The organism is Streptomyces sp. NBC_00647, from assembly GCF_045207245.1.
Lineage (GTDB): Bacteria > Actinomycetota > Actinomycetes > Streptomycetales > Streptomycetaceae > Streptomyces.
On the sequence record NZ_CP109040.1, the window covers coordinates 2,614,594 to 2,626,646 of the forward strand.

The 12,053-nt window shown below is 71.0% G+C and carries 12 protein-coding genes; 7 read left to right on the forward strand and 5 right to left on the reverse strand.

Annotated features, from left to right (window positions below; translation table 11 throughout):
- Positions 1-78 precede the first annotated feature (78 nt).
- Positions 79-1,476 carry a gluconate:H+ symporter gene (locus tag OG788_RS11510; protein WP_356748921.1) on the forward strand — a complete coding sequence of 466 codons (1,398 nt, stop codon included), beginning with the start codon at positions 79-81 and terminating at the stop codon, positions 1,474-1,476.
- 78 nt (positions 1,477-1,554) lie between these two features.
- On the opposite strand, the gene OG788_RS11515 is transcribed toward OG788_RS11510, so the two are convergent.
- The 5 genes from OG788_RS11515 to OG788_RS11535 all read right to left on the reverse strand — a co-directional run bounded on the left by OG788_RS11515 (position 1,555) and on the right by OG788_RS11535 (position 7,720).
- A complete protein-coding gene (locus OG788_RS11515) occupies positions 1,555-2,190 on the reverse strand; it encodes a cytochrome b/b6 domain-containing protein (RefSeq protein ID WP_351550404.1) in 636 nt (211 codons plus the stop codon).
- The gene (locus tag OG788_RS11520) at positions 2,174-3,004 is read right to left on the reverse strand and encodes a molybdopterin-dependent oxidoreductase (RefSeq protein ID WP_406370511.1); all 831 of its coding nucleotides are present in this window, start codon (positions 3,002-3,004) and stop codon (positions 2,174-2,176) included. The genes OG788_RS11515 and OG788_RS11520 overlap by 17 nt, the downstream gene beginning before the upstream one ends.
- Before the next feature lie 122 nt (positions 3,005-3,126).
- Complete coding sequence (locus OG788_RS11525; protein WP_406370512.1) at positions 3,127-4,689, reverse strand: APC family permease; 1,563 nt, start codon at positions 4,687-4,689, stop codon at positions 3,127-3,129.
- A 40-nt stretch (positions 4,690-4,729) separates the two neighbouring features.
- Entirely contained in the window at positions 4,730-5,680 is a 951-nt protein-coding gene (locus OG788_RS11530; protein WP_406370514.1) for a hypothetical protein, read from the reverse strand.
- A gap of 384 nt (positions 5,681-6,064) precedes the next feature.
- Positions 6,065-7,720, reverse strand: coding sequence for an FAD-binding dehydrogenase (locus OG788_RS11535; protein WP_351550395.1), 1,656 nt, complete (start codon positions 7,718-7,720; stop codon positions 6,065-6,067).
- 295 nt (positions 7,721-8,015) lie between these two features.
- Here OG788_RS11535 and OG788_RS11540 point away from each other — a divergent pair, with 295 nt between their 5' ends.
- The 6 genes from OG788_RS11540 to OG788_RS11565 all read left to right on the forward strand — a co-directional run bounded on the left by OG788_RS11540 (position 8,016) and on the right by OG788_RS11565 (position 12,048).
- Complete coding sequence (locus OG788_RS11540) at positions 8,016-8,909, forward strand: DMT family transporter (RefSeq protein WP_356748916.1); 894 nt, start codon at positions 8,016-8,018, stop codon at positions 8,907-8,909.
- 142 nt (positions 8,910-9,051) lie between these two features.
- Positions 9,052-9,567, forward strand: coding sequence for an NUDIX hydrolase (locus OG788_RS11545; RefSeq protein WP_406370515.1), 516 nt, complete (start codon positions 9,052-9,054; stop codon positions 9,565-9,567).
- A 136-nt stretch (positions 9,568-9,703) separates the two neighbouring features.
- Positions 9,704-10,096 carry a DUF202 domain-containing protein gene (locus OG788_RS11550; RefSeq protein WP_351550386.1) on the forward strand — a complete coding sequence of 131 codons (393 nt, stop codon included), beginning with the start codon at positions 9,704-9,706 and terminating at the stop codon, positions 10,094-10,096.
- The gene (locus OG788_RS11555; protein ID WP_351550383.1) at positions 10,093-10,422 is read left to right on the forward strand and encodes a DUF202 domain-containing protein; all 330 of its coding nucleotides are present in this window, start codon (positions 10,093-10,095) and stop codon (positions 10,420-10,422) included. Before OG788_RS11550 ends, OG788_RS11555 begins: the two co-directional genes overlap by 4 nt.
- 160 nt (positions 10,423-10,582) lie before the next feature.
- Positions 10,583-10,879, forward strand: a complete 297-nt coding sequence (locus OG788_RS11560; protein WP_351550380.1) for a hypothetical protein — start codon at positions 10,583-10,585, stop codon at positions 10,877-10,879.
- Between the two features lie 146 nt (positions 10,880-11,025).
- Positions 11,026-12,048 carry a phosphotransferase family protein gene (locus OG788_RS11565; protein WP_406370518.1) on the forward strand — a complete coding sequence of 341 codons (1,023 nt, stop codon included), beginning with the start codon at positions 11,026-11,028 and terminating at the stop codon, positions 12,046-12,048.
- Positions 12,049-12,053 lie beyond the last annotated feature (5 nt).

Here is a 12,053-nt window from a genome sequence, read left to right on the forward strand (position 1 = left end):
CACCCCTGCCTTCCGTCCGGAAGGCCCTTCTTCGCGTACCACCCTCCCCGCGTCCGTTTCTCAAGCAAGGGAACCACCGTGACCAGACTCAGTGTCGAGATGCTGGCAGCGGACACCGTCGAACCGATCACCTCGGCGGGCCACGCTCAACTGGGCATAGCCGTGCTGGCGGGCATCGCCGTCATCGTCCTGCTCATCACCAAGTTCAAGCTGCACGCCTTCCTGGCCCTGACCATCGGCACCCTGGCCCTAGGCGCGTTCGCCGGCGCCCCGCTCGACAAGGTCATCGTCAGCTTCACCGGCGGACTCGGCTCGACCGTGGCCGGCGTGGGCGTCCTGATCGCCCTCGGCGCGATCCTCGGCAAGCTGCTCGCCGACTCGGGCGGCGCCGACCAGATCGTCGACACCATCCTCGCGAAGGCCGGCGGGCGCGCCATGCCGTGGGCGATGGTGCTGATCGCCTCGGTGATCGGCCTGCCGCTGTTCTTCGAGGTCGGCATCGTGCTGCTGATCCCGGTGGTCCTGATGGTCGCCAAGCGCGGCAACTACTCGCTGATGCGCATCGGCATCCCGGCGCTCGCGGGCCTGTCGGTGATGCACGGTCTGATTCCGCCGCATCCCGGCCCGCTCGTCGCGATCGACGCGGTGCACGCGAACCTCGGCATCACCCTCGCCCTCGGTGTCCTGATCGCCATCCCGACGGTGATCGTCGCCGGCCCGGTGTTCTCGCGGTACGCGGCCCGCTGGGTGGACGTCCAGGCCCCCGACCGCATGATCCCGCAGCGCGCCTCGGAGGACCTGGAGAAGCGCCCCAGCTTCGGCGCGACCCTCGCCACCATGCTGCTGCCGGTGGTGCTGATGCTGGCCAAGGCGCTGGTGGACATCGTCGTCGACGACCCGACGGACCTGACGCAGCGCGTCTTCGACGTCGTCGGAGCACCGCTGATCGCCCTGCTCGCGGCCGTGATCGTGGGCATGTTCACCCTGGGCCGGGCGGCCGGCTTCACCAAGGAGCGCATCTCGACGACGGTCGAGAAGTCCCTCGCCCCCATCGCGGGCATCCTGCTGATCGTCGGTGCGGGCGGCGGTTTCAAGCAGACCCTGATCGACTCCGGCGTGGGCCGGATGATCCTCGAGATCTCCGAGGACTGGTCGATCCCCGCGCTGCTGCTGGCCTGGCTGATCGCGGTGGCGATCCGTCTCGCGACCGGCTCGGCGACCGTCGCCACCATCTCGGCGGCCGGTCTGGTCGCGCCCCTCGCGGCCGACATGTCGACCACCCACACCTCGCTGCTCGTCCTCGCGATCGGCGCGGGCTCGCTCTTCTTCAGCCATGTCAACGACGCCGGCTTCTGGCTGGTGAAGGAGTACTTCGGTCTGAGCGTCGGTCAGACCGTCAAGACCTGGTCCGTCATGGAGACCATCATCTCGGTGGTGGCCGGAGGACTGGTGCTGCTGCTGTCCCTGGTCATCTAGGTACTGCCGGTCCGCTGACGACCCGCCCGACGGCCGAGTCCGGCCGTCCGGCGGGTCGTTCGTCGTCGGAGCGTCCGCTCACGGCCGCCACAACGGATGTTCCCGGTCGGCCCACTGCCGGCTCACCGAGCCCGTACGCAGCCCCCGCCGCGCCTCCGGGTCACCCAGCGCCATGCCGATGTGGCCCGCGAGGACGATCCCGATCGTGAGGGCCAGCCAGTCGTGGACGAAGGTCGCCGAGGTGCGCCACATCAGCGGGGTGAGGTGGGTGAACCACATCAGCAGGCCCGTGCCCACCATCACCAGCGTGGCCCCGGCGATCCAGGCGGCGTAGATCTTCTGTCCGGCGTTGAACTTCCCGGCGGGGCGGGACTCCCGGTCCTTGTCGCGGCGCAGCGCCGCCCGTAGCCACACCCGGTCGTGCGGGCCGAAGCGGTTCAGGAAGCCCAGGTCGCGGCGGAACGCGCGGGAGGCCAGGCCCGCCAGGACCGGTACCGGAAGCATCAGACCGGCCCATTCGTGGACGCGGACGACGAGTTCGCGGCGGCCGACCAGTTCGGCGAACTGGGGGATGTAGAGGCAGGCCGCGGTGGCCACGCACACACCCATCAGCAGGGCCGTGACCCGGTGCACCCAGCGCTCGGCCCGGCTGAAGCGCCGTACGTGGGAGGAGTGCGCGGACACGGCCGGAGTGTCGTCAACTCGTGGGTTCATCGTCGCGTCCGTTCGAACGGCCGACCCAGGCGTCGACGTCGTACCCCCGGTTCTCCCAGTACCCGGGACGGACGTCCTCGGTGACGGTGATGCCGGAGAGCCACTTGGCGGATTTGTAGAAGTACATGGGGGCCACGTAGAGGCGGACGGGACCGCCGTGGTTGTGGCCGAGGGACTTGTCCTGCATGCGCAGGGCCACCAGGACGTCCGCGCGGCGGGCCTGCCTCAGGGTGAGGCTCTCCGTGTACGTCCCGTCGAAGCAGGTGAAGCGGATCGCCCCGGCCGAGTGGCGCACCCCGGCGGCGTCGAGGAGGTGGGACAGGCGTACGCCCTCGAAGGGGGTGCCGGGCACACGCCAGCCGGTGACGCACTGGACGTCGTGCACCAGCCGGGTCTGGGGCAGGGCGCGCAGGTCGGCAAGGGTGTAGCTGGTGGGGTGGTCGACCAGGCCGTCGACGGTGAGACGGTAGTTCGTCTCGTTCTTGTGCGGGACGGAGGAGGCCACCGAGTAGTAGCGGAAGCCGCCGCCGTTGGGCAGCAGCCCGGTCAGACCGGTGGGGTCCTTCTCGGAGGCGCCGGCGAGGAAGGACTCCATCCCCCGCTGGAGCGTGGGCGCGGTCAGTACGCCGAGGGCACCGAGTCCGAGCGTGCCGAGCAGCACCCGTCGGCCGATGGGCCTGCCGCGCTCCCCGGGCTCCTCGGATTCTTCGGGGGCCGTCGGCTCGGGCCGCTCCGGCTCCCGCGGCTCGGGCCGCTCCGGTTTCCGCGATCGCGGTCGCTCCGGGTCCGGTTCCCCGGGCCGTTCAGTGTTCACCCACTGATTCGAGCACCCGCCACCCTCAAAATCCAGCGGTGGCGGGTGCCCGTCAGCGTTCCGTCATCTCTTCGCACGTCGTGTCCGGGATCAGGGGCCCCGGAGAGGACGTGAGGGCCTCATCAGGAGGCGGAATCGGCCGCCTTGTCCAACTGGAACGCCTCGTTGCCGAGGCCGATCCGGGCGTGTGCCTCGGGCTTGCGGGAGCGCAGCACCAGTCCCTGGACCAGTCCGACGAGCAGGGCGACCCCGATGACGGCGGGCAGCAGCACGTTCAGGGCGGAGTCCGGACCCGCGCCGACGAGCACGTCGAAGTCCTTGACCGTGTAGACCGCGATGACGAGCAGGGCGATGCCCGCGATCACGGAGGTGACCAGACGCCAGGCCTGGGCGCGGGCCGCGCCGCGGCGGACGAAGAACACGACGACCGAGAGCGAGGCGGACGCCATCAGCAGGGTGACGCCGAGCGCTCCGACGTTGCCGCCCCAGGTGAACAGCTGCAGCACGGGCGCGGTCGGGTCGCCGGTCGGCTTGTCGTCGGCCAGGGCGAAGCCGCCGACCACGATCAGGGAGACGACGGTGTGCAGGAGCGAGCCCGTGCCGGGGGCGCCGCTGGCGCCGGAGGTCCGGCCGAAGGCGCTGGGCAGCAGACCCTCGCGTCCCATGGCGAAGGCGTACCGCGCCACGACGTTGTGGAAGCTGAGCAGCGCCGCGAACATGCCGGTCACGAACAGCACGTGCAGGACGTCCGTGAAGGTGGAGCCGAGCCGTGACTCGGTGAGGAAGAAGAGCAGCCCGGCGCTCTGCTTCTGGGCGGTCCCGACGATCGCGGAGGGTCCGGTGGCGACGGTGAGCGCCCAGGAGCTGATCGCGAAGAAGACGGCGACGAAGCCGATGGCGAGGAACATGACGCGCGGCACGAGGATGTGCGGGCGGCTGGTCTCCTCGGCGTACACCGGGGCCTGTTCGAAGCCGGTGAAGGCCGCGATGCAGAAGCACAGCGCGGTGCCGACGCCCGCTCCGGTGAGCGTGTCCGGGTTGAAGGCGTGCAGTGACAGTCCCTCACCCGCCGGGTCGCCGACGGCCGCGACGTCGAAGACGACGACGAGCGTGACCTCGATGACGAGCAGCACGCCGAGCACCCACGCGTTGACGTCGATCTTCAGCCAGGCCAGCGCGCCGACGACGAGCACGGCGGCCAGCGCCGGTATCCACCAGGCGACCTGGGTGTCGAGGTAGGTGGCGAACAGGCCGGAGACCTCGAAGCCGAAGAGTCCGTAGATGCCGACCTGGAGCGCGCTGTAGGCGACGAGCGCGACCGCGGCGGCGCCCGCTCCCGGGGTGCCGCCGAGCCCGCGCGAGATGTAGGCGTAGAAGGCGCCCGCGTTGTGGACGTGCCGGCTCATCTCGGCGTACCCGACGCTGAAGAGCACGAGGACGATGCCGAGGATGACGAAGAGCAGAGGCTGCCCGACGATACCCATCACCGCGAATGTTGCGGGCATGACACCCGCGACCACCATGAGCGGGGCGGTCGCCGCGAGAACGGACAGCAGCAGACCTCCCGTGCCCAGCCGGCCGGCGCGCAGGGCGCGGTCCTGTCCCTTGAACGTGCTGATGCCGTCGTCGGCGGCCGGTCTGCCCGTGTTCGACGTACTCGATGTGCTCGAACTGCCCGTCGTCATCGCGGGGTCGTCCTTTCGGATGTCTGGTCTTCGGGGGCGTTCACCCCGTGCCGAGCACGCTGTCGCGCGCGGCACGGAAGGCTTGGTACGGCTCGCGGTCCGGGTACGACCAGGGAGCCGGGGTGGCATGCTCCGCGATGCGATGGAACAGGGCGGCGGCCTCGGCGTCCCGGCCCTCGCAGACCTTGGCGTGAGCAAGGAAGTTGAGGTCGACGAGCCGTCGGGGATGGTCCTGGTGCTCCCACTCCAGCCACCAGTCGAAGGCGGCCTTCATCACCTGGCGGGCCCGGCGCCCGGCCCAGTGGCCCGAGGCGACCGGGTCGGTGGCCTCGCTCCCGGAGCCGGCGAGCACACGGAAGCGCTCGGCGTGCGCGACGACAGGAAGGATCGCGAGCGGCGAGTCGGCGGGCCCTTGTTCGGCCGCCCAGTTGGCGAAGTCGTACACCTCATGCAGAGGGTCCCGGCCCGCCGCGGCGCGGCGCTCGGCGAGCCGGGCGACCATCAGGTGATGCGCGTGGTGATGGCCGGCGTGCCGGTGGCGCACCTCGTCGAAGAGCCGGACCACGTCCTCCTCGGTGCCGAGCGAGCGCTCCAGGAGGAGCAGTCCGAGCCACGGGGTGGGGTCGGCCGGTGCGAGCGCCGCCGCCGCACGGCAGGCGTCACGGGCGTGCTCCGGACGCGCCTTGCCGTGCAGGGCGCGTTCCACGGTGGCGCAGCCGAGGAGTGCGGCCGCGTCGGGGGACTCCGGCTCGGCGAGCTGCCAGTCACGGGCCCAGGCGAGGGTCGCGGACTCCTGCGCGAGGACGGTGACGCGGTGTCCGCGGCGGTCCCAGTCCTCGCCGGTCGCCGCGAGGAGGGCGCGGACATCGGTCCACCGCCCCTGGCCCAACGAGGTGCGTGCGGCTACGAGTTCGGCGTCGTCGAGGGCGGCGTCGAAGGCATGGGCCGCCCGCTTGCGACCGCGGCCCAAAGGAGGTGGGGGTGGTGACACCGCTGCTCAACCTCACAGGCGCGGTTCGTCAAAGTGTGATCACGCACAGCAAACCCGGAGCCACGGGTTCAAGTCAAGCTCCGGCCATCGTGCTACACGTGTCAACTACCCCTGTATGACACACAGTTGACAGGCATCGCCCCACAACGCCCTGAACAGCCGCCTTGTCCCGGTGACGTGAACGGCCGACGCATCCCTACAACGCGAACGGCGGCCCTGTCCTGATGACAACGGCCGCCCCGCCCACAGGACATGGACGGCCACCCGATCCGCAGGACATGGACGGCGGTCCAGTCCCCATGACGGGGACGGCCGTCCCCTCCGCATGACGGGGACGGCCGTCCCGTTCCGGCGACGTGGACGGCCGTCCCCCTCCGGACGTGATCAGCCCACCGCCTTGGCCGCCGCCCGGCCAGCCGTACGGCCCGAGAAGAGGCAGCCGCCGAGGAAGGTGCCTTCCAGCGACCGGTATCCATGGACTCCGCCGCCGCCGAACCCGGCGGCCTCACCGGCGGCGTACACGCCCTCCAGCGGCTCTCCGCCCTCGGTCAGCACCCGCGAGGAGAGATCCGTCTCCAGGCCGCCGAGGGTCTTGCGGGTCAGGATGTTCAGGCGCACCGCGATCAGCGGGCCCGCCTTGGGGTCGAGGATGCGGTGCGGGGTCGCGGTGCGGATCAGCTTGTCGCCGAGGTAGTTGCGGGCCCCGCGGATCGACATGACCTGGAGGTCCTTGGTGAAGGGGTTGGCGATCTCGCGGTCGCGCGCGACGATCTCGCGGCGCAGGGCCGCCTCGTCGATGAGCGGCTTCTCGGTGAGCGCGTTCATCCCCCGTACCAGCGCGCCGAGGTCCTTCTCGACGACGAAGTCGACACCCTGGTCCATGAACGCCTTGACCGGAGCGGGCACATCGGCCCGGGCCCGCCCGATGACGCCCCGGATCGACTTGCCGGTCAGATCGGGGTTCTGCTCGGAACCGGAGAGCGCGAACTCCTTGCCGATGATCTTCTGGTCGAGCACGAACCAGGTGTAGTCGTACCCGGTCCGCATGATGTGTTCGAGGGTGCCGAGGGTGTCGAAGCCCGGGAAGAGCGGTACCGGCAGCCGGTTGCCGCGCGCGTCCAGCCAGAGGGAGGAGGGGCCCGGCAGGATGCGGATGCCGTGCTTGTCCCAGATGGGGTTCCAGTTCTGGATGCCCTCGGTGTAGTGCCACATGCGGTCGCGGTTGATGAGGCGGGCGCCGGCCCCCTCGGCGATCCCGAGCATCGCGCCGTCGACGTGCGCGGGTACACCGGAGATCATCCGCTCGGGCGGAGTGCCCAGCCGCTCGGGCCAGTTGGCGCGGACGAGGTCGTGGTTGCCGCCGATGCCGCCGGAGGTGACGATCACGGCCTGGGCCGTGAGTTCGAAGGCGCCGGTGACCGCGCGGCTGCTGGCCTGGCCGCGCTCGATGCCGGACGGCTCCAGGATCTCTCCGGTGACGGTGTCGACGGAGCCCGCGCTGCGGGACAGAGCGGTGACCCGGTGGCGGAACCGCAGCTCGACCAGACCGCGGGCGACTCCCTCCCGTACCCGCCGCTCGAAGGGCGCGACGAGGCCGGGCCCGGTTCCCCAGGTGATGTGGAAGCGCGGCACGGAGTTCCCGTGCCCGTTGGCGTCGTAGCCGCCGCGCTCGGCCCAGCCGACCACGGGGAAGAAGCGGACCCCCTGCCCGTGCAGCCAGGGCCGCTTCTCGCCGGCCGCGAAGTCGACGTACGCCTCGGCCCACTGACGCGGCCAGTGGTCCTCGGGCCGGTCGAAGGCGGCCGTGCCCATCCAGTCCTGGAGGGCGAGCGCGTGACTGTCCTTGATCCGCATGCGGCGCTGCTCGGGCGAGTCGACGAAGAAGAGCCCGCCGAAGGACCAGTGCGCCTGGCCGCCGATCGACTGCTCGGGCTCCTGGTCGAGGAGGATCACCTTGCGGCCCGCGTCGACGAGCTCCGCGGTCGCCGCGAGCCCCGCCAGGCCCGCTCCGATGACGATCACATCTGCGTCGTAGGCCATGGGCCCGTCCTCTCGGCATTCCGACCGGTCGGATCGGTCACCGTCGCACGGACGACTTGATGACGTTTGTCACGATCCGATCGGCAGCATCGCTGGTTGGTGAGACATTGGTGGTGGTCGACCCCTGCGGGCGACCAGCACTTGTTACTGATCGGTCAGATCCTTCGGCAAGAAAGGTGACCGAGTCAACCGCCTGGTTCCGGGTTCTCCCGGGGCAGGCTCCCGGCCCTTGGCACTAGAGTCGGCGGGAATCTCAACCGTGGCCCCCGACTCCCGATGTTTCGAGGTACCCAGCGTGTCGGTTCTGGTTCTGGTCCTCGCCGTGAGCGCGGCCTGCTGTCTGGGTTTCGGCTTCGTGCTCCAGCAGAACGCGGCCTCGCACGCCCCGCTGAGCGACTTCCTCTCCCCCCGCCTGCTGATCGACCTCATCCGGGTCCCGCGCTGGCTGGGCGGCATCGGACTCATGGTCTGCGGCATGGTGCTCGGCGCGATCGCGCTCGGCAAGGGCGAGGTCACGCTGGTCGAGCCGCTCCTGGCGACCAACCTGCTCTTCGCGCTCGCGCTCTCCCGCCACCAGACCAAACAGCCGCTGGGCCGGCAGGGCTGGGCCGGGCTCCTGCTGCTCGCGGGCGGTGTCTCGGCGTTCATCGTGGCCGGGCAGCCGCAGGGTGGCGACGCCGTCGACGACCCGCTGCGGCACTGGCTGATCATCGGGATCGTGGTCGGGCTCGCCCTGCTGCTCACCACCTACGCGAAGCGGTCACGGCTGAGCGCCGGACCCGTGCTGCTCGCCACGGCCGCCGGGCTGCTCTACGGCCTGCAGGACGCGCTCACCCGGGTCAGCGGCCAGCGGTTCGGGGACGGCGGCTGGAGCGAGCTGCTCACCGGCTGGCAGCCGTACGCGGTCCTCGTCCTCGGCGTCACCGGTCTGATCCTGGTCCAGAGCGCCTTCGAGACCGCACCCCTGCGGATGTCGCTGCCCGCGCTCACCGCAGCCCAGCCGCTGGCCGGCATCGCCTGCGGGGTGGGCTTCCTCGGTGACCAGCTCCGCACCGACGCCGGAGCCCTCGCCTGGCAGGCCGCGGGGCTCGCGGCCGTCGTGACGGGGATCGTCCTGCTGGGGATGCACCCGGCGATGCCCTCGGGCACGGCCGAGCCGGAGCGCTCCCGGGATCTCCAGCCGCACTAGCCTCGCGGGATCTCCGGCGGCATCGGCCTCCCGGGATCTCCGGACCCAATGGCCTTCCCGGGATCTCCGGCCGCATCAGCCTCGCGGGATCTCCGGCGGCATCGAGGAAGCCGGCCCTGCCGCATGCTGCTTGGATGGTTCCATGAGTGCCGCTGACGAGATCCTCGACATCGTGGACGAGAACGACCGGGTCATCGGGCAGTCCCCTCGCGGGGAGGCGTACGCGCGCGGGCTGCGCCACCGCTGCGTGTTCATCCAGGCGCGGGACGCCGAAGGCCGGATCTTCGTCCATCGGCGCACCCCCACCAAACTGGTGTTCCCCTCCCTCTACGACATGTTCGTCGGCGGAGTCGTCGGCGCGGGCGAGTCCTACGACGACGCCGCGCTCCGCGAGGCCGAGGAGGAACTCGGCGTCTCCGGGCTTCCCCGGCCGACCCCCCTCTTCACGTTCCTGTACGACGACGGGGCCGGAGCGGCCTGGTGGTCGGCCGTGTACGAGGTCCGCTGCGAGCTTCCGGTGAACCCGCAGGTGGAGGAGGTCGCCTGGCACGACTTCCTCACCGAGGACGAGGTGGAGCGCCGGCTGTCGGAGTGGACGTGGGTCCCGGACGGGCTGGCGGCGCACGAGCGGCTCAGGGACTACCGGGCGATGGACTGAGCAGCGGGTCCCGGGCCGGGGCGAGACCGGACGCGGGTACCCCGTGGCCGGCGGGCGACGGGGGACACTCACGGCCCGAACGGTGACGGGCGGCACCGGCAGCCTCCCGTGGAGGGCTCCCCGGTAGGGTCTGGACGTGATCGAACTCGTGCGTAATGTCCGGTTGTGGTTCGCGCCCCAGGAGATCCGGGAGGAGGGCGGAACCCCCGACTACCGGTTCTCCCTGGCCAACGAGCGGACCTTTCTGGCCTGGCTGCGCACCGCGCTCGCTCTCATCGGCGGGGGTTTCGCCGTGGACCAGTTCCTGCCGGACCTGCGCTGGGCCTGGCGGGTGGGCCTCGCCCTGGCACTGCTGGCGGCCGGCGTGCTCTGCTCGCTGCGGGCCGTCAACCACTGGGTGCGCTGCGAGCGGGCGATGCGCCGCGGCGAGGACCTGCCGGTGTCGCGGTTCCCGGCGGTACTGAGCATCGTCGTCGCGGTCGTCGCGGTCGCGATGGTCGTCGTCGTCCTCGTCGGCTGGGCGGGATGACCGGGCCCGTCCGGGAGGAACGGGACCCGGGCCTCCAGCCGGAACGCACACGGCTGGCCTGGCGTCGTACGACCCTCTCGAGCACCGTCGTCGCCGTGCTCGCGGCGAAGGCGGCCCTGCACGACAGCGGCTCCGCCGCCGGGATCGTGGCGTGCGCGTTCTGCTGCGTCCTCTGGCTGGCCTTCCTCGCCCTCGCCCACCGCCGCATCCGGACACTGGCGGCCTCGGGCCCGGCCGGCCCGGCCGTCCTCGCTCCCCGTCAGGCGACGGCGGCGACCCTGTGCACGTTGGCGTTCGTCGTGTGCGCCGTGGCGTTGGTGTTCTAGGGGTACTCGGACGCCACGCGACATGAAATGGTCGAAATGGGGACACTTTGGGGCGCTAGCCTGGGTCGTCGCCCACCCCCGCGCCTCGCGGGCAGTCTCTTGGCCCCACTCCCGCCTCTCGCGGACCACCCACTTCACGTCACAGCCGAAGGTGAGCACGATGACCACCCTTCACCAGGAGCACCCCACCCACCAGCACGTCCACGGCCCGAATTGCGGTCACACCGAGGTACGCCACGAGGACCACGTCGACTACGCGCACGACGGGCATCTGCACCGCGAGCACTCGGGGCACTGGGACGAGTGCGAGCCGAGCGGCCATGTGGCGCACGACCGGCACGGCCATCAGCACGGCGAGGGCTGCGGGCACCCGGCCGTGGCGCACGGCGACCATCTCGACTATCTGCACGACGGCCACCGGCACGCCGAGCACGACGGCCACTGGGACGACCACTGACCCGCTGACCTCTCGGCCCCGACGGCGTCTCCCCCGGTTCGCGCATTCCGGGGGAGACGCCGATCACGTTTCGCGCAGCCGCTGGACGACATACCGACTGGTCGGCATCATAGTCACGTCCCGTTCCCGTGTGCTGAGGAGCAATGATGAGCACGGACCACCCGCCAGGTCTCGATCTCGACCGGTTGCGCGGCCTGCTCGACCATGAGCGGCCCGGACTGGTGAACGGCCCGCTGACCGGCCGGCTGATCGAGGGCGGACGGTCGAACCTCACCTACGCGGTCTCCGACGGCACGGCCCGGTGGGTCGTACGGCGGCCTCCGCTGGGCCATGTGCTGGCCACGGCGCACGACATGAAGCGTGAGCACCGGGTGATCAGCGCGCTGCACCCGACGGCCGTGCCGGTCCCGAACCCCGTGCTGCTGTGCGAGGACGACTCGGTGGTCGGCGCCCCGTTCTACGTCATGGAGTTCGTGGAGGGCACCCCGTTCCGCACCGCCGACCAGCTCGCCCCGCTCGGCCCGCAGCGCACCCGCGACGCGGTGCTCGGGCTGGTGGACACCCTGGTCGAACTGCACTCGGTGGACCCGGCCGAAGTGGGTCTCGCCGACTTCGGCCGCCCCGAGGGCTTCCTGGACCGGCAGCTGCGCCGCTGGGGCAAGCAACTGGACGCCTCCAGGAACCGCGAGCTCGCCGGGATCGACGAGCTGCACGCCGCCCTGGGGCGCGAACTGCCCGGCTCTCCCGCGCCCACCGTCGTGCACGGCGACTACCGGCTCGACAACGTGCTGATCGGGCCCGACGACCGGATCAGGGCGATCCTGGACTGGGAGATGTCCACGCTCGGCGATCCGCTGACCGACCTGGGCCTGCTCGTCATGTACAGCACGCGGCTCGACCTGCCCAACTCCCCCATCAGCACGACCGCTTCGGCCGCCGGACATCCGGAGGCAGCCGAGATCGTCGAACGGTACGCCACGCGCTCGGGGCGCGACGTGTCCGCGGTCTCCTGGTACACGGCGTTCGCGTGGTTCAAGCTCGCCGTGATCCTGGAGGGCATCCACTACCGCTACACGAAGGGCCAGACCGTCGGTGCGGGCTTCGACCGCATCGGCGAACTGACCCCCGTCTTCATCGAGCACGGCCTGACCACCCTTCAGGAAGGCTGATCCGT

Bases quoted from the DNA above. Each gene is read 5' to 3' on its own strand.
- OG788_RS11535 (WP_351550395.1), bottom strand. From the start codon at position 7,720: ATGGCCTACGACGCAGATGTGATCGTCATCGGAGCGGGCCTGGCGGGG.
- OG788_RS11525 (WP_406370512.1), bottom strand. From the start codon at position 4,689: ATGACGACGGGCAGTTCGAGCACATCGAGTACGTCGAACACGGGCAGA.
- OG788_RS11545 (WP_406370515.1), top strand. From the start codon at position 9,052: ATGAGTGCCGCTGACGAGATCCTCGACATCGTGGACGAGAACGACCGG.
- OG788_RS11560 (WP_351550380.1), top strand. From the start codon at position 10,583: ATGACCACCCTTCACCAGGAGCACCCCACCCACCAGCACGTCCACGGC.
- OG788_RS11515 (WP_351550404.1), bottom strand. From the start codon at position 2,190: ATGAACCCACGAGTTGACGACACTCCGGCCGTGTCCGCGCACTCCTCC.
- OG788_RS11565 (WP_406370518.1), top strand. From the start codon at position 11,026: ATGAGCACGGACCACCCGCCAGGTCTCGATCTCGACCGGTTGCGCGGC.
- OG788_RS11555 (WP_351550383.1), top strand. From the start codon at position 10,093: ATGACCGGGCCCGTCCGGGAGGAACGGGACCCGGGCCTCCAGCCGGAA.